Origin of the sequence: Subtercola boreus (assembly GCF_006716115.1) — a bacterium.
Lineage (GTDB): Bacteria > Actinomycetota > Actinomycetes > Actinomycetales > Microbacteriaceae > Subtercola > Subtercola boreus.
Genome location: NZ_VFOO01000001.1, coordinates 2125900 through 2146901, shown reverse-complemented (window position 1 = coordinate 2146901; position 21002 = coordinate 2125900). Strand labels below are relative to the sequence as shown.

Annotated in this window: 21 protein-coding genes; 11 read left to right on the top strand and 10 right to left on the bottom strand. The window is 70.0% G+C overall.

Annotated features, from left to right (window positions below; all coding sequences use genetic code 11):
* Nucleotides 1-199: 199 nt before the first annotated feature.
* The 3 genes from FB464_RS10015 to FB464_RS10005 are packed head-to-tail and all read right to left on the bottom strand — an operon-like array spanning nucleotide 200 to nucleotide 2306.
* Nucleotides 200-1327, bottom strand: a complete 1128-nt coding sequence (locus tag FB464_RS10015) for a dipeptidase (RefSeq protein WP_116413989.1) — start codon at nucleotides 1325-1327, stop codon at nucleotides 200-202.
* On the bottom strand, nucleotides 1314-2048 hold the full coding sequence (locus FB464_RS10010) for a DedA family protein (protein ID WP_116413990.1): 735 nt from the start codon (nucleotides 2046-2048) through the stop codon (nucleotides 1314-1316). The genes FB464_RS10015 and FB464_RS10010 overlap by 14 nt, the downstream gene beginning before the upstream one ends.
* Before the next feature lie 60 nt (nucleotides 2049-2108).
* Complete coding sequence (locus FB464_RS10005) at nucleotides 2109-2306, bottom strand: hypothetical protein (RefSeq protein ID WP_116413991.1); 198 nt, start codon at nucleotides 2304-2306, stop codon at nucleotides 2109-2111.
* Nucleotides 2307-2471: 165 nt separating this feature from the next.
* On the opposite strand from FB464_RS10005, the gene FB464_RS10000 reads away from it, so the two are divergent.
* The 4 genes from FB464_RS10000 to FB464_RS09985 all read left to right on the top strand — a co-directional run bounded on the left by FB464_RS10000 (nucleotide 2472) and on the right by FB464_RS09985 (nucleotide 6329).
* Entirely contained in the window at nucleotides 2472-3341 is an 870-nt protein-coding gene (locus FB464_RS10000; RefSeq protein WP_116413992.1) for a sugar phosphate isomerase/epimerase family protein, read from the top strand.
* Between the two features lie 123 nt (nucleotides 3342-3464).
* Nucleotides 3465-3734, top strand: coding sequence for a GlsB/YeaQ/YmgE family stress response membrane protein (locus FB464_RS09995; RefSeq protein ID WP_116413993.1), 270 nt, complete (start codon nucleotides 3465-3467; stop codon nucleotides 3732-3734).
* 40 nt (nucleotides 3735-3774) lie between these two features.
* A complete protein-coding gene (locus FB464_RS09990; RefSeq protein WP_116413994.1) occupies nucleotides 3775-4305 on the top strand; it encodes a nucleoside deaminase in 531 nt (176 codons plus the stop codon).
* Nucleotides 4306-4307: 2 nt separating this feature from the next.
* Nucleotides 4308-6329 carry an ABC1 kinase family protein gene (locus FB464_RS09985; protein ID WP_116413995.1) on the top strand — a complete coding sequence of 674 codons (2022 nt, stop codon included), beginning with the start codon at nucleotides 4308-4310 and terminating at the stop codon, nucleotides 6327-6329.
* Here FB464_RS09985 and FB464_RS09980 read toward each other — a convergent pair.
* On the bottom strand, nucleotides 6326-7219 hold the full coding sequence (locus FB464_RS09980; protein WP_116413996.1) for a helix-turn-helix transcriptional regulator: 894 nt from the start codon (nucleotides 7217-7219) through the stop codon (nucleotides 6326-6328). The genes FB464_RS09985 and FB464_RS09980 overlap by 4 nt on opposite strands.
* Nucleotides 7220-7330: 111 nt before the next feature.
* On the opposite strand from FB464_RS09980, the gene FB464_RS09975 reads away from it, so the two are divergent.
* Nucleotides 7331-8038: an SDR family NAD(P)-dependent oxidoreductase gene (locus tag FB464_RS09975; RefSeq protein WP_116413997.1), complete on the top strand. Its 708-nt coding sequence runs from the start codon at nucleotides 7331-7333 to the stop codon at nucleotides 8036-8038.
* 234 nt (nucleotides 8039-8272) lie between these two features.
* Here FB464_RS09975 and FB464_RS09970 read toward each other — a convergent pair whose 3' ends face one another.
* From FB464_RS09970 to FB464_RS09955, 4 genes are all read right to left on the bottom strand, one after another.
* Entirely contained in the window at nucleotides 8273-8641 is a 369-nt protein-coding gene (locus FB464_RS09970; RefSeq protein WP_142206660.1) for a hypothetical protein, read from the bottom strand.
* 297 nt (nucleotides 8642-8938) lie between these two features.
* A complete protein-coding gene (locus FB464_RS09965; RefSeq protein WP_116414000.1) occupies nucleotides 8939-10495 on the bottom strand; it encodes an HNH endonuclease signature motif containing protein in 1557 nt (518 codons plus the stop codon).
* 176 nt (nucleotides 10496-10671) lie between these two features.
* Nucleotides 10672-11241 (bottom strand): RNase H family protein, encoded by a 570-nt coding sequence (locus tag FB464_RS09960; RefSeq protein ID WP_116414001.1) that lies wholly within the window; start codon nucleotides 11239-11241, stop codon nucleotides 10672-10674.
* A 52-nt stretch (nucleotides 11242-11293) separates the two neighbouring features.
* Nucleotides 11294-12019 carry an alpha/beta hydrolase gene (locus tag FB464_RS09955; protein WP_116414002.1) on the bottom strand — a complete coding sequence of 242 codons (726 nt, stop codon included), beginning with the start codon at nucleotides 12017-12019 and terminating at the stop codon, nucleotides 11294-11296.
* A gap of 234 nt (nucleotides 12020-12253) precedes the next feature.
* Between FB464_RS09955 and FB464_RS09950 the strand changes: the two genes are divergently transcribed.
* A complete protein-coding gene (locus tag FB464_RS09950; RefSeq protein WP_116414003.1) occupies nucleotides 12254-12679 on the top strand; it encodes an HhH-GDP family DNA glycosylase in 426 nt (141 codons plus the stop codon).
* A 44-nt stretch (nucleotides 12680-12723) separates the two neighbouring features.
* Here FB464_RS09950 and FB464_RS09945 read toward each other — a convergent pair whose 3' ends face one another.
* Nucleotides 12724-14589 carry a thiamine pyrophosphate-requiring protein gene (locus tag FB464_RS09945; protein ID WP_116414004.1) on the bottom strand — a complete coding sequence of 622 codons (1866 nt, stop codon included), beginning with the start codon at nucleotides 14587-14589 and terminating at the stop codon, nucleotides 12724-12726.
* A 57-nt stretch (nucleotides 14590-14646) separates the two neighbouring features.
* A complete protein-coding gene (locus FB464_RS09940; RefSeq protein WP_116414005.1) occupies nucleotides 14647-14964 on the bottom strand; it encodes a hypothetical protein in 318 nt (105 codons plus the stop codon).
* Nucleotides 14965-15108: 144 nt separating this feature from the next.
* Between FB464_RS09940 and FB464_RS09935 the strand changes: the two genes are divergently transcribed.
* From FB464_RS09935 to FB464_RS09915, 5 genes are all read left to right on the top strand, one after another.
* On the top strand, nucleotides 15109-15549 hold the full coding sequence (locus FB464_RS09935) for a VOC family protein (protein ID WP_116414006.1): 441 nt from the start codon (nucleotides 15109-15111) through the stop codon (nucleotides 15547-15549).
* A gap of 134 nt (nucleotides 15550-15683) precedes the next feature.
* On the top strand, nucleotides 15684-19244 hold the full coding sequence (locus FB464_RS09930) for a TM0106 family RecB-like putative nuclease (RefSeq protein ID WP_116414007.1): 3561 nt from the start codon (nucleotides 15684-15686) through the stop codon (nucleotides 19242-19244).
* 9 nt (nucleotides 19245-19253) lie between these two features.
* On the top strand, nucleotides 19254-19541 hold the full coding sequence (locus tag FB464_RS09925) for a DUF6412 domain-containing protein (RefSeq protein ID WP_116414008.1): 288 nt from the start codon (nucleotides 19254-19256) through the stop codon (nucleotides 19539-19541).
* 157 nt (nucleotides 19542-19698) lie between these two features.
* On the top strand, nucleotides 19699-20469 hold the full coding sequence (locus FB464_RS09920) for a YidC/Oxa1 family membrane protein insertase (protein WP_116414009.1): 771 nt from the start codon (nucleotides 19699-19701) through the stop codon (nucleotides 20467-20469).
* Between the two features lie 24 nt (nucleotides 20470-20493).
* Nucleotides 20494-20997 (top strand): DUF4440 domain-containing protein, encoded by a 504-nt coding sequence (locus tag FB464_RS09915; RefSeq protein ID WP_116414010.1) that lies wholly within the window; start codon nucleotides 20494-20496, stop codon nucleotides 20995-20997.
* Nucleotides 20998-21002: the final 5 nt, after the last annotated feature.

Here is a 21002-nt window from a genome sequence, read left to right as displayed (position 1 = left end):
GTCGATCGCGCGGATCTGTGGACAACTGCCCCCCGAGGACCTGTGGGGACGGGAAGACGCGCGGTCAAACGGACGAGCCTCCGCCGACACGACCTCGCAGTGGCGTCCGTTCGGGCGGAACGACGTCCGTTTGTACTGTGGTGGGGCCGAAGCGGCGGGCGGGGGCGCGGGGGGGAGCGGGGCGGGGGGCGGGGGCGCGCTACAGCTCGAGGGCGGGCGTGCCCGCCCCGCCGCTGAGGTACGCGGCGTCGGTTTCCCGCAACACCCGCAGCACGTTGCCGCCGGCCAGCGCGGCGAGGTCCGCCGCGCTCCAGCCGCGGCGCGCGAGCTCCTCGAGCAGCGCGGGGTACCCGTCGACGCCCTCGAGCCCCGCCGGGAACTCGTCGGTGCCGTCGAAGTCGCCGCCGAGGCCGATGTGCGCCGCGCCCGCGACCGAACGGGCGTGCTCGACATGGTCCGCGACATCCGAGACCGTGACCGATGGCGCCGGACCGGTGCGGGGCCCGTCGAACCAGTCGGAGTACGCCGCGCTCAGAAACTGCGGCACGAACGTCACCATGAGCACGCCGCCGTTCGCCGCGAGCCGCGTGAGCACGTCGTCGGGCACGTTCCGCGGGTGCGGCGAGAGGGCCTGGCAGGAGCTGTGGCTGAAGATGACGGGAGCGGATGTCGCGTCGAGCGCCTGGTGCATGGTGGCCGGTGACACGTGGGAGAGGTCGACGAGCACGCCGAGCCGGTTCATCTCCCGGATGTACTCGACACCCCGCGGCGACAGACCATTGTGGAGAGGCTCGTCGGTGCCCGAGTCGGCCCAGCTCGTGTTGTGCACGTGCGTGAGCGTCAGGTACCGCACGCCGAGCCGCGCGAGCATCCGCAGCACGGCGGGGGAGTCATTCAGGCTGTGGGCCCCCTCGGCGCCGAGCAGCGAGGCGATGCGACCGGATGCTCGTGCAGCCTCCACCTCGTCGGCCGTGCGGGCCAGGGCGAAGTCGTCGGGGTAGCGCGCGATGAGCCGGTAGACCCAGTCGATCTGCTCGAGTGTCGCCTGTACCGCGGCGGCGCTGCCGGCGAGGGATCCGGTGCCCGCCTCGTCGACGCCCAGCGAGTCCTCCACGTACACCGACCAGAACTGCGCCCCGACGCCGCCTGCGCGGAGCCGGGCGATGTCGGTGTCGCTGGCGAGCCCCGCTTCGAGACCGTCGACCGAGTACCCGCGGTGCAGTCGGCATTCGTAGGCCCAGTCGTTGTGGCCGTCGATCACGGGTGCAAGGGCGAGGGCTTCCCGCACGGTGGCCTGGGCGGCCGCCTGGCTGTCAGTGTCGGTCATGATCCAACGCTACGGCATCCGCCCGGTGTGCCCGGGCCGCCCGCCGGCCCCGCAGCACCCGCCGCACGACCAGCCACACCACGACGCCCGCCAGCGCCGCGTACACCGCGTAGTTCAGGATCTCCGAGTACTGGTCGATGAGCTCGTACTGCGTGCCGAGCGCCGCTCCGAGGCTGATCAGCAGGCCGTTCCAGAGCAGGCTGCCGGCCAGGGTGAAGACGCTGAACGTGACGAGCGGCATCCGTTCGGCCCCGGCGGGCAGCGAGATCAGGCTCCGGATGCCCGGCACCAGCCGCCCGAAGAACACCGCCGAGCGGCCGTGCCTCCGGAACCAGTCGGCCGCCTTCTGGAAGTCTTCGCGGTCGACCAGGGGCAGCTTCGCGAGCATGCGGATCGAGCGTTCGAGCCCGAGCCAGGCCCCGAGCGCGTAGAGCAGCAGGGCGCCGACGTAGGCGCCCAGGGTGCTGAGCACGACGACGAGCACGATGTTCATCCGACCGAGTTGCGCGAGGTACCCGGCGAGCGGCAGCACGATCTCGCTCGGTATCGGCGGGAACACCGTCTCGAGCAGCGTGAACAGGCCGACCCCCCATTCCCCGATCCCGTTCATCAGGGTGAGGGCCAGGCCGATCAGGCCACCCGCCTCACCGACGGCAGGGTCTGCAGAGGCGGATGCGGGTGCGGATGCGGATGCGGATGCGACGCGAAGGATCGTGGGCATGACTCGCAGGGTACCGAGCCGAACCGTGAGAACGCCCCCAGCCCCCGGCGCCCCCAGCCCCTATCGCCGCGGCACCAGCTCCAGCGACAGGGACCGCCGGCCCGACGGGAAGGCCCGCGCCTGCAGGTTTCCGGCGCGGATCGCTTCCCCGTGGGCGGCGCACACGCTCGCGAGCCCGACAGTGTTGCGCAACGCGACGATCACCTGGTCGACGGGTTTCCTCGCGCACGCTTCGACGTCGCACTGCCTGGTCTTCATGGTCGGCCCCCCTGCACACCGTGTCAATCCGTACCCTCGACTGTAGGCAGCATCCCCCGCGATGACTACACCCTGTAGGGGGGCCACGCAGCCGATAGTGTTGACGCCAGCAGGCCCCAGCGCCCCTGCAGCAGACCAAACCCCGACAGCAGATCAAGGATGACTATGCCCGTCAACAAACTCGGAGTCCACGCCCTCGTCTTCTCGGGCGGCACCACGCCCGCCGACGTCGACTACGCCATCGAGCAGACGAAGCTGGCCGGGTACGACGTGCTCGAACTGTCCCTGCAGGATGCCCAGGCCATCGACACCGCACACGCGAAGGCCGCGCTCGAGGCGGCGGGCCTCGGGGTCGTCTGCTCCCGAGGACTCACCTTCGACGCCGACATCTCGAGCGAGGATGTCGCGGTCGTCGCGCGCGGCGCCGAACTCCTCCGCACGAGCGTGCAGGCCGTGCACGAGCTCGGCGGCACCCTCCTGACCGGCGCGCTATACAGCGCCTTCGGCAACTACGGCCGCGCGCTGACCGCCGCCGGCCGCGCGAACGCCGTCACCGTGCTGAAGGATGCCGCGAAAGACGCCCAGGGCAAGGGGATGACCCTCGGGCTCGAGGTCTGCAACCGGTACGAGACGAATGTGGTGAACACCGCCGAGCAGGCACTCGCGCTGGCCGACGACATCGGCGAGGACAACGTCACCGTGCACCTCGACAGCTACCACATGAACATCGAGGAGGACGACTTCGTGCGCCCCTTCGCGCTCGTCGGCGACCGCCTCGGCTACGTGCACATCGGCGAGAACCACCGCGGTTACCTCGGCAGCGGGCACCTCGACTTCACCACGTTCTTCCACTCGCTGGCCGACATCGGCTACACCGGCGGCATCACCTTCGAATCGTTCTCGAGCGCCGTCGTCTCCGAGACGCTCTCCACAGACCTCTCCATCTGGCGGAACCTCTGGAATGACGGCCCGGCCCTCGCGAAGCATGCGCACACGTTCATCACGAACGCCCTGGAAGCAAACGAGGAGCACTGACGTTCGCCCGGCCCTAAGCAGAGTTTCGGAACGATCACCAGTCCCAACGACGAAATCGTCGAACTTCTAGGCTGGGGGCTGCGCACCACAGCAGGCGCGCGTTCACAGTAAAGGAAGAACACAATGCTCGGTCTCATCATCAGCCTCATCGTCATCGGTCTCATCGCCGGTGCCCTCGCCCGCCTGATCATCCCCGGCAAGCAGAACATGTCGATCCTCATGACGATCGTGCTCGGTATCATCGGTTCGTTCGTCGGCGGGTTCCTCGGTTACCTGATTTTCAACCACGACGCTCAGGACAGTTTCTTCCAGCCCGCAGGCATCATCGGTTCGATCATCGGCGCCATCATCGTCCTGTTCATCTACACCCGCGTGAAGGCCCGTCGCGCCTAGCCTCTCCCCCCCACCGGCCGGCACTCGCTAGTCTGGCGGCATGACCTCGCTACCCGAGCCGTCCCAGCCAGACCCGTCGATCACCGATGTCGACCTCGCGCTGCTGCGGCAGGCGATCTCGGTCTCCGAGTCGGCCGTCCGGCACGGCAACCACCCGTTCGGCGCGTTGCTCACCGACGCGGCGGGCGAGGTTGTTCTGACGGCCGAGAACACGGTCATCAGCGAGTCGGATGTCACGGCCCACGCCGAGACGAACCTCGTACGGCAGGCGTCGGCGGCCTTCCCGGCCGCCGCGCTCGCCGACTTCACGCTCTACACCAGCTGCGAACCGTGCCCGATGTGTTCGGGCGCGATCTTCTGGGCGGGCATCGGCCGCGTGGTCTTCGCCCTCGACGAGGTCGGCCTCTACGACATCACCGGTTCGACGGGCGATGCTCCCGTGCTCATGCTCCCGTGCCGCGACGTCTTCGCGCGCGGCAACCGGGCGGTGGATGTCGCGGGCCCGGCCCTCCTCGAAGAGGCCCGTCGCCCGCACCTCGGTTTCTGGGCCGGTCTCGGGGCGGGGGATTGAGCGTGCTCGCCGACGTCGTCATCGTCATCGTCGGCATCGTCTCGGCGGTGCTCGTCGGGCTCGTGTCGAGGCGTGTGCTCGGCGGGCCCGTCGGCTGGCCGCGGAGCATCGTCGTGGGCATCCTCGTCTTCGTCTCTGCCCTCCCGTTCGCCTTCTGGGTGGGCGAGCGCACCGGAACGGTGTCGAGCGACGGCCACGGCTTCCAGACCTCGAACACGGTCGGCATCATCGTCATCGTGCTGAGCGTCGCGTGGATCTTCGCTCTCGGCGTGGCCGTTCTGGTCGCCCTCGAAGCGCTGGTGCCGACGCGCCCGATGGCCAATCCGATCGACGTCGTGCGCGGCGCCCTCGCCCAGCGGCGGCGTACCCGGCGCTACCTGCAGATTCTCGAGATCGCGTCGCGGCACGGCGCGGGGTTCATCTTCTCGGGGCGGGCTCGCCGGTCATCCGACCTCACGACGGCCCAGCAGCGCGCGAACGCCGTCATCTCCACCATCAACGCCTCGGGCGTGACCTTCGTCAAGATCGGACAGGTTCTCTCGACGCGGCGGGACCTCATCCCTGAGCCCTACCTCAGTGCACTCGCGTCGCTGCAGTCAAGCGCCACGACGCTGCCGTGGCCGGAGATCCGCACGGCCATCGAGAGCGAACTCGGCCGCCCGATCGAGGAGGTCTTCGAGCACATCGACGAGCTCCCCCTGGCGGCCGCCTCCGTGGCGCAGGTGCACACGGCGACGCTCCTCGATGGATCGAAGGTCGTCGTCAAGGTGCAGCGCCCCACGGCCCGCGCGCAGGTCGAGGCGGATGTCGACATCATCCTGCGCCTCGCCCGCCGTGCCGAACAGCAGACCCACCAGGGCCGGGACCTTCGCGCCGAGTCGGTTGCCCGCGGGTTCACCACGACTCTGCTCGACGAGCTCGACTACACGATCGAGTACAACAACACGGAGATGATCCGTTCGACGCTCCGGCGGATCGCCGAGGCCGACGGTGCAGGGGCTGCGTTGCTCAGCGTTCCGACGGTCTACCCCGACGCGAGCAGCAAGCGCATGATCACAATGGACCTCGTCGACGGCACACCGCTCAGCCGGGCATCCGATCGCCTCGCCCTGCTGACGGATGACCAGCGGAACGCCCTCGCGAACGGGCTGATGAACACCGTGCTCGAGCAGATCCTCGTGTACGGGGTGTTCCACGCCGACCTGCACCCGGGCAATGTCATCCTGCGGGACAACGGATCGCTCGGCCTGATCGACTTCGGTGCCATCGGCATCATCGAGCGCAGCCAGCGCGAGCGTCTCACCACCCTTCTGCTCGCTGCTTCGAACGAAGACGACATCGCGGCAACCGACGCCCTGCTGCTCATCGTCGATGTTCCTCCCGAGGAGGACATCGACTCGTTCCGCCACGACATCGGCATCATGCTGACGACGGTGCGGCACCGCAATGGGGGTGCCGGCGGGTCGATCTTCACGTTGATGCTCGACGTGATCCGACAGCACCACATCGCGCTGCCGGCGACCCTCGCATCGGCGTTCCGCAGTTTCGCCACGCTCGAGGGTTGCCTGCACGTGCTGGTGCCGGACTTCGACATGATGGGCAGCGCGCTAGACCGGGTGCCGACCCTGCTTCGCCGGATGTTCAGTCTGAAGCGCCTCGCCGCGTCCGCCCAGGCCGAGGCTTCGAACTCGGCGGCGATACTCCGCACGCTGCCGCGGCGCGCCGACGCGCTCCTCACACAGCTCGAATCGGGCACGCTCGGCGTGAAGGTGCGGCACTTCGCCGACCCGTCCGACCGGGGGTTCGTCAACGGGATCGTCGGCGAGATCGTGGGGGCCTTCGTGTCGATCGCCGCCATTGTCGTCGCGATCGTGCTCATCGTCGCGGGCACAGGGCCGCTGCTCACGCCAAATCTCGACCTGTTCGACCTGCTCGGCGCGTTCGTGGGGTTCTTCGGATTCCTCGGGGTGATGCGTGTGGTGCGGAACGCGCTGGTGCGCCGGGGCGACCGCGGCTCCGACTAACGGACGGCGGCCACCGCCGACACCCGGAGGAAGTCGAGCTTCGCGGCAGCCTCCGACCCCGTGGCAGCGGTGTACGCGACGATCCGCACGTCGGAGCCGGCCACACTGAACACGTCGCAGTCGACCTCGACGTCGCCGACGATCCGGTTGTGCATCACCTTCCGTTCGGACTGGTGCTCGCCCACCGCCCCGCTCACCCAGAGCTGCCGGAAGGCGTCGCTGGCTGCCAGCAGCTCGGCGACGAGGGCGTTCACCCCACGATCATCCGGATACCGGCCGTGCACCCGGCGGAGATCGGCGACGAGCGACGCCGCGAAACGGTCGATGCTGCCCGAGCGGCTGACGATGCCGTTCTCGCCTGCGTGGAGGGGCTCGCCGGTGAAGAGCGAGCGGATCAGGTTCGGCCGGGTTCCGGGGGCTCGGCCGTGCGGTGCGGCGGGCTCGCCGAGCAGAGCTGCCCAGAGCGGGCTCCACGAGAGAAGATCCCAGGAGGCGGTGAAGACCGCCAGCGGCACCTCGCCGAGGCGGGCCACGAGCCGCTGCACCCCCGGCGGCACGTGGCTGGGCACCTCGCCGGGAGAGGGAGGGAGGAGCCCCGCGACGGTGAAGAGGTGGTCGCGCTCGGCCTCGCTCAACTGCAGCGCGCGGGCGAGAGCCGCAGCGACCTGGGCGGAGGGCCGTCGTGCCCGCCCCTGTTCGAGCCGCACGACGTAGTCGACGCTCAGCCCGGCGAGGGAGGCGAGCTCCTCACGGCGGAGCCCGGCCGCGCGGCGGGAGCTCCCGGGGGCCAGTCCGACGGTGGCGGGGGCCAGGCCGACATCGACGGGGGAGAGACGGTCGCGCCAAGAGCGGAGCAGTGCGCCGAGGTCGCCGTGCGGATCATCCTGCATGCCTCCAGTCTGCGCCCCCGCAGCTGCCGACGGGCGCGGATGGGTGGTACTGCGAGTCCACATGCTGGGCCGGGCCACGACAGCCGGGCATCCTCGGTGCAGGCTTGTCGTATGACAGAGAACACTCCCACAACAACACTGATCTCCGGGGCCAACAAGGGCCTCGGCTACGAAACCGCCCGCCGACTCATCGAGGCCGGGCACACCGTCTGGATGGGCGCCCGCGACGAATCGCGGGGCCGCGCGGCAGCCGAGGCCCTGGGCGCCCGGTTCGTGCAGCTCGACGTCACGAGCGATGCCTCCGTGTCTGCCGCGGTCGCCACGGTGTCGGCGGTGGGCGGACTCGACGTGCTCATCAACAACGCCGGGATCCCCGGCCCGTTCGTTCCCGCCCTGGAGCAGACCGCCGACGACGCCGAACGGGTCTTCGCGACCAACGTCATCGGTATCGTGCGCCTCACCCGCGCCTTCGTACCGCTCCTCAGCGCGTCGGATGCCCCCACCATCGTCAACGTGACCAGCGGCCTCGGCTCCTTCGACGCCGTGCACGACACCTCCCGCGTCGAGTCGACGGTCATCGCCCCGCTCTACACCGCCTCGAAGTCGGCGGTGACGATGCTGACCGTGCAGTACGCCAAGGCGTTCCCGGCGTTCCGCATCAACGCGGCCGACCCCGGCTACACGGCGACGGACCTCAACGGCCACAACGGCACCCAGACGGTCACGGAGGGCACCGACGCGATCGTCGAACTCGCCACCCGCGGCGGTCAGGGCCCGACCGGCACCTTCATCGACCGCGCCGGCGTCGCGCCCTTCTAGGGACTGCGGGGCACTGGCCGGCGGTGGCTGGCGGTGGCCGGCGGTGGCTGCGGGTGGCGCGCGGTGCGCGCCGCTGGTTGCCGGTGCGTGCCGGTGACTGGCGGTGCATGCCGGTGCGTGCTGGTGACTGGCCGTGCATGCCGGTGCTTGCCCGGTGACTGGCGGTTGCTGCGGGCGACTGGTGTCGGTCACCGGTGCCCGCCGGGGCTTTGCGGGTGCCCGCCGGTGGCTGCGTCAGTCGTCGCTGGGGCCGAAGTCGGGCCGCACCTCCCACGCGGTCGAGCGGCGGAGTGTCGCGACGAGCGTCAGGGCCTGCAGCCGAGCCTGGTCGGTGCTCACTGTGCTGTAGACGTCGATCGCAAGGGGCGGTGGCTCCCCGAGCTTCGGGAGCTCGACCTCCACCCACGCCCCCTCCGCCAGCGGGATCATCGGACGCCCGAGTTTCGCGTTTTCGACCGGCCTGTCGAGGGCGAGGGACATCACCGCGAGCGTGTCGAGCTTCGAGATCGCCTGGTACAGGATGATCGTGGCGCAGTACTCGATCTGCTCCTCTCTCTGAGGACGCCGTCCGAACAGTCGTCTGAGCCGTCCCATCACTCCCATGAGAGTCAGGCTACCTTCGGCCGCCCCCTGTCGCTGGCCCCCGTGCGGCGCCGTCAGGTGGGTGAGTCCGGCTGGCGCGGCTGTGGGCGCGGCCGGGTATCGGTGGCGGGTAGGAGGGTGGCGCTGGCGGTGGGCGCGGCAGGGGTGGCGGGTGGCGCTGGCGGTGGGTGCGGCAGGGTGGCGGGTGGCGCTGGCGGTGGGCGCGGCAGGGTGGCGGGTGGCGGTGGGTGCGGCCGGGTGGCGTTGGCGGTGGGCGCGGCCGGGTGGCGTTGGCGTGGGGCGGGTCCGGGTGGCTCGTCAGAAGGGTGCGGGTGTGTCGGGTCCGTTGTCGAATCGGACTTGGGGTGGGGCGAGGGGTGTGGGGTCGACGGTGTATTGGTGGCCGGCGGGTGAGGTCCAGGTGATGGTGCCGTCGGGGGTCTGTTCGATTGTCCATTCGGTGTGGTGTTTGACTTTGTGGTGGCTGCTGCAGAGGGGGCTGAGGTTGCGAAGTTCTGTGGTGCCTTCGTTGTTCCAGGGGATGGTGTGGTCGAGGTCTGCGGTCGCTGAAGGTTCGGGGCAGTGGGGGAAGGTGCAGTGGGTGTGGGTGAGGCGGATGAGTTCGTCGAGGTCAGCGGGGGGTTTGTATTTCTGTCGTCCGTAGCCGAGGGCGCAGCCGGTGGCGGGGTCGGTGAGCACGCGGGTGAAGCTGGGTGCGTTGCGGGTGAGGTGGAGGGCGGTGAGCTGGTCGATGGGTCCGTAGCCTTCGAGGTTCGCCCACCCGTGCCCGCCGGTCAGGTCGCCGGGGGTATCGGTGCTGGTGGGGTCAATGCCGGTGGGGTCAGTGCTGGTGGCCCGACTGCCGGCCTTGGTGCTGGTGCTGGTGCTGGTGCTGCTGGGGCTGGTGGTGCTGCTCGCCCGGGGGCTGGTGTGGGTGTCGGTGGGTGGGTTGTGGTGGAGGAGGGTGAGGGCGGGGACGGTGACGTGGATGCGGGCGCGGATGCCGGGGGTGGTGCCGGGGGTGGTGGGTTCGGCGTTGAGGAGGAGGTCGGTGAGGGTGTCGACGCGGAGGTGGGTGAGGGATCTCGGGTCGCCGGATTGTTTGGTGGAGCGGGCGAGGTCGGTGGCGCGGTTGTGGATCGCGACGGCTTCGACGGCGGGGATGTAGAGGGTGAGGTAGGCCATGCCGTCGGTGGCGGGGTCGAGGTCCAGGCGTCGCCGGTTGGCGGCGTCGAGGTGGCGTTGCACGGCGGTCGTGGGTTGCGCGGTTTCGGTGGCGGCGCGGGCGAGTGTGTCGAGGCGTTGCACGGTGACTGTCCGGGCGTGCGGGAGCAGGGCGTGTTCGTACGCCGGGAACGAGGCGACAGGCAACGTGTGGCTGTGGTTGACGATCTTCTCGGCGTGCCGGTACGAGATCGCACCGGAGTGGAGGGCTGCCCGGGTGGCGGTGAACGGGCCGGCCAATCCTTCGCTGGTGTGCAGGAGGCGTCGGGTGTCGTTTTCTGACAGGTGGAGGGCGACGGCGAGTTCGGTGATGATCTGCCGTTCCACGACCATCTCGGAGGACCATTGCGGGCCGCCGGTGAACGAATCGACCGTATGCAGCGCGGTCCCCGCTTGGCGGGCCTCTTCGATGAGGTCGGCGAGGTGGGCGTGGGCGGCAGCGACGGCTTTGTGTTGCGTGATGACAGCGGACACCGCGACCGCGAAACGTTGACGCTTCGACGGAACCGCAGATGGAACCACGGACGCCACCGTGGCCGCCACCGCCAGCACCGCCGCCACCCGCCCCGCCACCGGCGAGGCCGGCACGCGGGCGGCGGGCGTTGGTGCCGCCGCTTCCGGCCGATCGATGGTGAGGGATTCTCGTGTCATGGGTCAAGCCAACCACGATCCACCGACGACCGCAGCCGAAAACCAGAACTGGTGGATAAGTCGCGAAACACGCCACCTGTGGAGGAGAAGAGGCCGCAGCCGCGGAGTCGGCCGCCTCAGGGAAGGAGGGCCGGCCCGCCCCGGTCAGAGGAGGGTGTTTCCAGAGGAGGGTGTTCTCAGAAGAGGGTCTGTGCAGGAGCTGGCGGGGCTGCCGGCGCCGCACCAGAAGTCGGCGCCGCACTCGAAGCTGCCGCCGAACCCGAACCCGCCGCACCCGCACCCGCCCCCGGATACCCCGGCCCCGTGTCCGCAGCGCGGCCGCGCGAGTAGGCCTCTGCGGCGCCGCGGGCCCGGGCATCCGCTGCCTCGTTCAGCGTGTGGCCCACGTGGCCCTTCACCCATTCGAACCGGTAGCGGCGGCCGACGATGGCGTCGTCGATCTCCTTGATGAGGTCGAGGTTCATGACCGGTTTGCCGTCGCCCTTGCGCCAGCCTTTGCGCTTCCAGCCGGGCATCCACTTGGTGATCGTGTTGATCACGTACTGGCTGTCGCAGAGGATGTGCAGGTCGTCGTCGACGTGCGCCGTCGCGCGGAACAGCTCGAGCACGGCTTTCAGCTCGCCCATGTTGTTGGTGCCGTGCGGCCAGCCGCCGGCGCCCCAGGTGTTGTCGTCGATGTACCAGGCCCAGCCGGCGGGGCCTGGATTGCCGAGCGCGGAGCCGTCGGCAGATGCGGTGATAGTCATTTGGTCAAGGGTAGCGGTGACCGTCCAGCCGAGCAGCCGGGCGGCGAGCAGCTCACCCGTTCTGCAGCAGTGCCTCGATCTCGGCGACGACGAGGTCGGGCCGCGTGAGGAACGGGTGGTGCCCGGTCGGCACGTCGACCGAGCGGGTGGCCCGGGCGGCGTGCCGGCGCTGCAACGCGACAGACGTGCTGCGATCGTCGGTGCAGACCAGGTAGGTCGAGTCGACGCCCTGCCAGCCGGCGGCGGTGGTCGGCGTCACGAACGAGTCGACGGCCTGCGCTCCGACCCGCGACCAGGCCTCGCGATGGGTGTCGGTGTCGGCGTCCTGCAGGAAGCGGGCCCCGAACGAGGCGGCGTCGTACCCCGCGACCGAGAGGGTGCCGTCGCCGTTGTCGCCGATGGAGACCGGATCCGTCTCGCCGCCCATGATCGAGCCTTGCGACTCGCCCGCATCGGGCAGGTACGACGACACGTAGAGCAGATGCCGGACGGCGGGATGCCGACCCGCCTCGGCGATGACCGTTCCGCCGTAGGAGTGCCCGACGACGATGACCTCCGCCGCGTCATCCAGAGCGGTCAGGCCGTCGAGTTGCGAGCGGAGCGCCGCCGCATCGGCGACCAGCCCGCCGGCGACCTCGGTCGGCGTCGTCTCGCCGCAGGACGGCAGCGCGAGCGCGCGGCTCCGGATGCCCGTGCGATCGAAGAGCAGGTCGGAGGTCCGCTGCCACCACCACTGGCCGTCCCTCACCAGGGCGCCGTGTACGAAGAGAAGTTCCATCGCGTTTCCTCAGGGTCTGTACTGAATCGATCCGGGCCGAGCACCCGCCGCAGCACCGATCGTACGGAGCCGGTGCACTCCACGGCGCGGATTTCGCTCAGGGCACTGCTCACCGGCACAGGGTGCCGACGGGGGGAGGCCCGGTCAAGCGGTTGAACGACCGCAGCCGGGGGCGTTGACTGGTCGTCCCGGCCGTCCGACGGTCGCAACAGAACGGAGACGACGGTGGCCAACATGGATGCCCACGACCTGGGGCTCGACCCTTCGACGGGGGAGGCGGACCAGCTCTACGGCTGGTTCCTCGCGAGTCTGCTGTTCGGGCGCCCGGTGCAACAGAGCGTCGCTGCTGAGACGTGGAAGGTTCTGATCAGGCATGGCCTGACCAGTCCGGGCCGGTTCGCGGACTACGACAGGGAAGGGCTCCGGGCGCTCCTCGACGAAGGACACTACGCCCGTATCGACTACGTGATGACGGACGAACTCCACGACGTCATGGCCACGGTGAAACGCGAACACGGTTCGGTGAGCGAGCTGGTGAAGCACGCGACATCCAGAGCCGGGTTGAAGACGACACTGCTCGATCTCAAGGGTGTCGGCCCGAAGACCGCTGAGATCTTCCTGCGGGAGGTTCCCGACGAGGTGATCGGGAGCGCCGGCTGACGCGGGGCCGGGCCCGCGCCGGCTGACGCGGGCCCGGCCGCGCCTCAGTCGTCTTCGCGGCCGGCGTCGCCGTCGCGGCGGGCAGCCCGACGGCCCCGACCGCCGAGGTGCAGCGCACCCTTCACCCGCTCGACGCCCTCGGCGGCCAGAGCCTCCGCGGAGTCGACGATCACCGCGAGCTCGGAGGGGTCGCCCTTCAGCAGTGCCTTCGCGGTGTTCAGCGCGAACTCGGCCGTGATGTGCGGCGGCAGGGGCGGCACGTTCTTCGACACGTGGGCGTCGATGAGCGTCACACCGTCGAAGGCGAACGCTTCGTCGAAGACGGCTCCGGCATCCTCGTCGCGGGTCAGCGTGACGCCCCGGAAGCCGAGCAGTGAGGCCCAGCCGGCGTAGTCGACCGACTCGACGTCCTGCGCGGTGTTCCAGAGCGGGTTGCCGTCTTCGGTGCGCATCTCCCACGACACCTGCGTGAGGTCGTCGTTGTGCATCACGACGATGACGAACGTCTTGGTCTTCCACCGCGAGAGGTACTTCTTGATGGTGATGAGCTCGTTCATCCCGAGCATCTGGAAGCCGCCGTCTCCGATGGTGCAGACGACGGGCCGGTCGGAGTAGGCGAACTTCGCCGCGACCGCATACGGCATGGCGGCGAGCATGGTCGCGAGCCGCCCCGACATATCCCCGAGCATCCCGCGCCGCAACCGGATGTGTGCGCCGTACCAGTCGGCCGTGGTGCCGGCGTCGCAGGTGACGATCGCGCCGTCGGGCAGCCGCTTGTTGAGTTCGTGGATGACGCGGCGGGGGTTGCCGCCATCGGGGTAGCTGAGCATGGCCTGCGTCTCCATCTCGCGCTCCCAGCCGCGCATCTCGTCGGCGATCCCTTCCTGCCAGCTGAGGTCGGTCTTCGGCTCGAGCAGCGGGATGAGCGCCTCGAGCGTCGCCCGCACGTCACCCCAGAGGTTCAGCTCGTTCGGGTAGCGCACGCCGAGCTGCTCAGGCTTCAGGTCGATCTGGATGCCGCGGGCCTGGCCGGTCTTCGGCAGGAACTGGCCGTACGGGTAGTTGGTGCCGAGGAAGACGATCGTGTCGCACTTCTCGGCCTGGTGGAGGCTCGGCAGCGAGCCGAGCAGGCCCAGCTGTTGCGTGTGGAACGGGATCTCGCTCGGCACGACATGCTTGCCCCGGAGCGCAGTGATGATGCCGGCCCCAGCGAGGTTCGCCGCCTCGATGACCTCATCGGTCGCACCGGTCGCGCCCGCACCGACAAGGAACGTGACCTTCTTCCCCGCATTGATGATGTCCGCGGCCTTCTGCAACTCGGATTCCGGCGGCACGATCGCCGTCGACGGGCTCGCGGCCGACGACCGCGCCACCCAGTTCTCGGGGGCGGGCTCGTGCCAGTCCATGCCCTGGATGTCGTGCGGCAGGATGATCACGGCCGGTGCCAGCCGCAGCTTCGCTGTGCGGAAGGCCGTGTCGATGACGGCCTGGGCCTGGTCGGGGCTCACGATCGTCTGCACGTAGCACGCGACATCCGCGAAGACCCGTTCGAGGTTCGACTCCTGCATGACGAACGTTCCGAGGGACGCGAGGCCCTGCTGGCCGACGATCGCCACGACCGGCTGGTTGTCCATGCTCGCGTCGTAGAGTCCGTTCAGCATGTGGAACGCCCCGGGACTGGATGTCGCGATGCAGACCCCCACCTCGCCGGTGAATTTCGCGTGCGCCGTCGCCATGAGGGAGCAGATCTCCTCGTGGGTGGGGCGGATGTACTCCAGCCCCTCGCCCTCCCGCTCGGCCCGGCCGAGGGCGCCGTCGAACTCGCCGATGCCGTCGCCCGGGAAGCCGAAGACGCGGGTGACGCCCCATTCCTTCACGCGCTGGATGATGAAGTCGCTCACTGTTGTCATGACCACAGTCAAACGCCAGACAGGGTTCGGGTGACAGGCCTTGACGCTCGGCGCCGTCTACTCCAGCCGGTTGTGAAGGGCCTGGCCGGCGAACTCCGGCCAGGCGCTCGCCGCCGACAGGGGGAGTGCGGCCCAGTCGCGCCAGGTGCGGTTGGAGTCGCCGGGGTGGAAGAGCGTGGCGCCGGGCAGTGCGAGGGCAATGTCGAGCGCGGCCGTACCGGCGCCCAGCCGCACCGCGAGGCGTTCGTTGCTGAGGCACGCGAACATCTTCCCGTTCACCGCGTACATCGGCCGGCCCATCATCCGGCCGCGTTCGGCTCCCTGGGCCCGCAGTTCGCCGCCGAGTGCTTCGAACGCTTCGTCGGGTGTGGGCATGGCCCGATTCTCCCGCGTCGATCCGCTCAGAACCAGAGCTGGCCGCTCAGAACCAGAGCTGGCCTTTCAGAACCAGAGCTGGCCTTTCAGAACCAGAGCTGGAGCGTTGACAGCGTGCGGGGGCGAGGGGCGAGACTGGGGTGCATGAGCGAGAAGACTGCACGAGCATCCGTTCCCCGACTGCGGCAGGTGGTGCTCGACACAGAGGACGCGCGCGGGCTGGCCGAGTTCTACCGGGAGCTGCTGGCGCTGGAGTATCTGCCGGGCGATGAGCCCGAGGTGGGCGAGGAGAGCGGCGGCGTGGCCGACTGGCTGGTGCTGGTCGACGACGCTGGCGCGCGGGTGCTCGCATTCCAGCGGGTGGAGTCGATGCCCCCGCCGACCTGGCCGGAGGGGCCGCGGCCGCAGATGATGCACCTCGACTTCTGGGTGTCGTCGGTCGAGGAGCTGCGCGAGCAGCACGCGAAGGCCATCGCCCTCGGGGCGAGCGTGCTCGAAGACGGCACGGATGATCCGGCGGAGGCGATCGTGATCTTCGCCGACCCGGCGGGGCACCCGTTCTGCATCTTCGTCACCGACGAGTGAGCCGGGGCCGGCGCGGTTGAACGCGCGCCTGTGGAGAACCCGCAACACGTGTCGGCGGCCCGCGCTACTCTTGCCGCATCCCGGCACGGTGCCGGGCGGGCCGCTTCCGGGCGGCCGGGCTTCAGGGAGTCACAGTGCAGCTCGCAGGCGACACGGTCATCTATTCGGCGACCGACCTGAGTGCGGCCTCGGCGTGCGAGTGGGCGCTGCTCCGCAAGCTCGACTGGATGCTCGGGCGCATCGAGAAGCCGCCGTTCGTCGAAGACGACATGCTGAAGCGCGCCGGCCGGCTCGGTGACCTGCACGAGAAGAAGGTGCTCGACTCCCTCGCGGCGACGCGCGTGGTCGTGGAGGTCGAGCGGCCGGAGGACGCAGGTATTCGCGACGGGTCGTTCACGGGCATCCGGTCGGCGACAGAGGCGACGGTCGCGGCGCTCCGGAGCGGGGCCGAGGTCGTCTTCCAGGGGGCGTTCTTCGACGGGCGGTTCCTCGGGTACTCCGATTTCGTCATCCTGGGCCCGGGAGGCCGCTACGAGGTCTACGACACCAAACTGGCCCGCAAGGCGAAGATCACAGCGCTGCTGCAGCTCGCGGCCTACAGCGACCAGTTGCAGCGGCTCGGCTTCGAGATCGGCGAGAACGTGCACCTCTGGCTCGGCACGGGCGAGATCAGCACGCACCGGCTGGCCGACATCCTGCCGGTTTTCCACAAGCGGCGCGCGCGCCTGCAGCAGATTCTGGATGACCGGCTGCTCGATCCCGCTCCGACACCGTGGGGCGATCCGCGCTACACGGCCTGCGGGCGGTGCGACGCCTGCGCCGAGCAGGTCGAACGCACGCACGACGTGCTGCAGGTCGCCGGGATGCGGCTCACCCAGCGGGCGAAGCTGCGGGCGGCAGGGGTCAGGGCGATCGAGGAACTCGCCGGGCGAGTGGAGCCTGTGGAGGGGATGAGCGCGGCGACGCTCGGGGCCCTCCGCGACCAGGCCTCCATCCAGGTCGAGCGCGCCTCGCTGGCGGAAGGTTCGCCGCCGCCGTGGCGCATCGCCAACCCGGTCGCCCTGACGGCGCTGCCGGAGCCGTCGCCCGGCGACATCTTCTTCGACTTCGAGGGCGATCCGCTGCACGAGGAACGCCAGCTCTGGGGCCTCGACTACCTCTTCGGCCTGGTCGACACCGAGGCGCGGTTCACCGCATTCTGGGCCGACGACCTTGTGGAGGAGAAGACGGCGCTGTCGGAGTTCCTCGACTTCGTGCGGGTGCGGCGGGCCGAGCATCCGGGCATGCACATCTACCACTACGCCTCGTATGAGCGCACGCACCTGCTGACCCTCGCCGCGCGGCACGGGGTCGGCGAGGAGGAGATCGACGATCTGCTCCGCAACTCCGTGCTCGTCGACCTCTACCCGATCGTGCGGCAGGGCATCCGGGTCGGCAGTCACAGCTACTCCCTGAAGAAGCTGGAACCGCTGTACATGGAGGAGGGGCGCGACGGCACGGCGAATGCGGCCGACTCGATCAGCGAGTATGTGCGGTACACCGAGTTCCAGGCTGTCGGCGAGGTGGATGCCGCGGCGGCGGTGCGCGCGGACATCGAGCAGTACAACCGGTACGACTGCGTCTCGACGCTGCGCCTCCGCGACTGGTTGCTGGCGCGTGCGGCGGAGGTCGGCGTGACACCGGCGACCGACGTCGACCTCACCGTCGAACTGCTCGCGCAGGTGCCGCTCCGCGAACCCGATCCCGTGTACACGGAGCTTGTGGCCTACCTGACGGCAGCGGGGGTGCACGCGGCCTCGGCCGAGCGTACAGCCGACCAGACCGCCATCGCGCTCGCGTCGGCAGCGATCGACTACCACCGGCGCGAGGCGAAGTCGTTCTGGTGGGAGCACTTCGCGCGTTTGCAGAACCCTGTGGACGAGTGGGCAGACACCCGCGGCGTCTTCGTGATCGACACGGCGATGATCCGGCGGGACTGGTCGCTCGCCGGCCCCCGCGCGCAGACGCTCTCCCGCGAACTGGTCGTCACCGGCACCGCTGCGCCGGGCAGCCGGTTCTCGGCCGACGCCTCGCCGTTCGTGCTGTTCGATTCGCCGTTCCCGCCGCTCGGCGGACCGACCGAACCGGGCGCACGCGCTGCGCACAGCCGTGTCACCTTCGCCGACTGCGGTGACGGCACCTACCTTCTCACCGAGAAGCTGAGCCGCGACGCCCACGCGGTCGGCGCGACGTATGCGCAGGTGCCGATCGCGGTCACCCCGGCCTCGCCTCCGAACGCGGGCAAACTCGCCGAGGCGATCGCCGACTGGGGCCGGGAGCTGCTGAACGGGCTTCCGGCGCTCAAACCGGATGCCGCACTCGACATCCTGAGGCGCGAACCGCCGCGACTGGGCTCCCTGCCCGGACTCGTGCGCGGCGAGAACGTGATCGCGAGCATCCGGAGCTCGCTGCTCGACCTCGACCGCTCGTACATCGCCGTGCAGGGCCCGCCCGGCACGGGAAAGACCTACACCGGGTCGCGGGTGATCGCCGATCTCGTGCAGAACCACGGCTGGAAGGTGGGGGTCGTCGCACAGTCGCACGCGGCGGTCGAGAACATGCTGGAGGCGATCGTCGGGGCGGGCCTCGACCCGCGGCTGGTCGGCAAGAAGCCGAAGGATGCTGCTGCTGCTGCTGCTGCGGCTTCTGCGGCGGGTGGTGCCGCGGCCGGCGGCTCGTGGACCAGGCTCGACGCGAAGGCCGTGCCGGGGTTCGTGCAGCAGTCCGGCGGGTACGTCTTCGGCGGCACGCAGTGGACGTTCGCGAACGCCAACACGGTGCCGCGCGGCTCGCTCGATCTGCTGGTGATCGACGAAGCGGGGCAGTTCTCGCTCGCGAGCACGATCGCTGCGTCGGTCGCCGCCACGCGCCTGCTGCTGCTCGGTGACCCGCAGCAGCTTCCGCAGGTGAGCCAGGGAACGCATCCGGAACCCGTCGACGTGTCGGCGCTCGGCTGGCTCGCTGAGGGGCACGGGGTGCTGCCGGCCGAGTTCGGCTACTTCCTCGAGACGAGCTGGCGCATGCACCCCGCGCTCTGCGCACCCGTGTCGGAGCTCTCCTACGAGGGCCGACTGCACTCGCACGAGTCGGGGCGGATGCTCGAGGGGGTCGACCCGGGGCTGCACCCGGTGCCGGTGCGTCACACGGGCAACTCGACGGCCTCGCCGGAAGAGGCTGACGAGGTCGTGCGGCTCGTCGCGGGGTTGGTCGGCTCGGCGTGGTTCGACGGCGTGGGCCAGACGGGTGCGGCAGGGCCGGCGGGCGCGGCCGGGCAGGCGGGTGCGGCCGGGCCGGCGGGTGCGGCGCCACGTCCGCTCGCGGAGCGGGACATCATCGTGGTCGCTCCCTACAACGCCCAGGTCGAACTGGTGCACCGGGCGCTCTCCGAGGCGGGGTTCGGCGGAGTTCCCGTCGGCACAGTCGACACGTTCCAGGGCCAGGAGGCGGCCGTCGCGATCGTGACGCTCGCGGCATCCGGGGCCGACGATGTGCCGCGGGGGCTGGAGTTCCTGCTGCTCGCGAACCGCCTCAACGTGGCGATCTCCCGCGCGCAGTGGGCGGCGTACCTCGTGTATTCGCCCGCGCTCACGGAGTACCTCCCCGGCTCCGTCCTGGGCCTCGCCCAGTTGAGTGCCTTCATCGGCCTGGTCGAGTAGCGTGGGGGCATGATCGCCGTCGTGCTCGCCGCGCTGCAGTTCGTCGGCGCGCTCGCGAGCGGAGACGTCGGCTCGCCGCTCGTTCTTGTTGCGAGTCTCCTCGGGGCAGCGAGCGTGCTCCTCGTCGTCGCAGTCGTGCTGGTCTCCCGGTGGGCCCACACGGTTCCGGATGCGCGGGGCCGCCCCGCCCCGACCGGCAACGCCGATCTGCCCGCCCTCATCACGCAGAGCAACCCCGACGCGCCCGGACACGCGCGCCCGCGCGCCCCGGGGTTCGTCACTCGCCGCGCAGCCTGAGTCGCCAGGTGCGGCGCGTCGTCTGACGCGCACCGCCTGGCGCGCCACGCCGCCTTCTTCCTCTGTCGCGCCCCGCGCTACCCCTCTGCGCCGCGCGACCCCTTTCCTCGCCGCACGACGGCGACCATTCTTTCTGCCCGAAAGGCCACGCACCACCATGGACATCTCCACTTTCCCGCCGCTCGCCCTCGCGCTCGACGCTCTCTACAACCTCGTTCTCGGCATCGGGACGGTGGTGCAGCCCTTCGCGGGCGGTGCAGCACCGGTTCTCGCGATCGCGCTGCTGACCGTGCTGGTGCGCCTCGCGCTGGTACCTGTCTCGGTGTCGCAGGTGCGCGCCGAGGTCACGCGGCGGCGGCTCGCACCCGCGATCGCCGCGCTCCGCGCAAAATACGCGAAGAAGCCCGAAGCGCTGCAGAAGGCGCTCCTGCGGCTGTACACCAGCGAGAAGGTCTCACCGCTGGCGGGCATCCTGCCGACACTCGCCCAGGCGCCGGTGCTGTCGGCGATCTACGCGCTCTTCGTTCATCCGCAGCTCGCCGGGCACGCGAACCTGCTGCTGACGCAGACGTTCCTCGGCATCCCGTTCGGTTCCAACCTGTTCGCCACGCTCGGGGCCGCCGTCACAGCGGGGTTCCCGCCGGTTCTGGTGAGTGTGGCGCTTCTCGTGGTGCTGGCCGTCGTGGTCGAGCTGACCAGGCGGGCGAACCTGAGATGGGCGGGTTCTGCCCTGAACGCCGAAGCAGGGGCTGCCGCCGACCACGTGCCGGGCGCGGCCGCCGTCGCGTCGATCGCGCGGTTCCTGCCGTACATCACGGTGTTGTTCGCCGCGATCGCTCCGTTCGCGGCGGCCGTGTACCTCGTCACGAGTGCCACGTGGACGCTCGGCGAACGCGCCGTGCTCCGCCGCGTCATCCGCGCTGCGTGAGCGGCTTCTAAGCTGGGACGCATCATGAGTCACACGCACGATTTATCACCCGGGCAGACGCAGAACCCTTTCGACGCGGGAACCGACGAGCACGCGATCTGGTCGGGGGCCCTGGCGATCTACGCGGGCTTCACGGCGGGCGACAGGGCGGCGATCGACGCGAACATCTCGCCCGAGGCGACGATGTTCGACAGCGACACGATGCCCCTCATCCACGGCAAGGCGGAGCTGGACCGGATCCGGGATGCCCGGCCGGCCGGCGCCGCGCCCGCCGCGACCGTGCCCTCACCCGTCCCCGTGCTCCGCGGCATCGCCCCCGAGGTGCGCATCTGGGGTGACACCGCCGTTCTGCTGCACTACCTTGCCGTCGACCTGGCCGACGGTTCGCCCGAGCAGACGGTACGGAACACGAGTGTGTGGCGGCGGGCATCCACCGCAACCGGTCGCTGGCTCATGGTGCACAACCACGAGGACGTGATGGCGGTGCACTGGCTGCCCGACGGCGTCACCGGCGGTACGGGGCGGTAAACTCG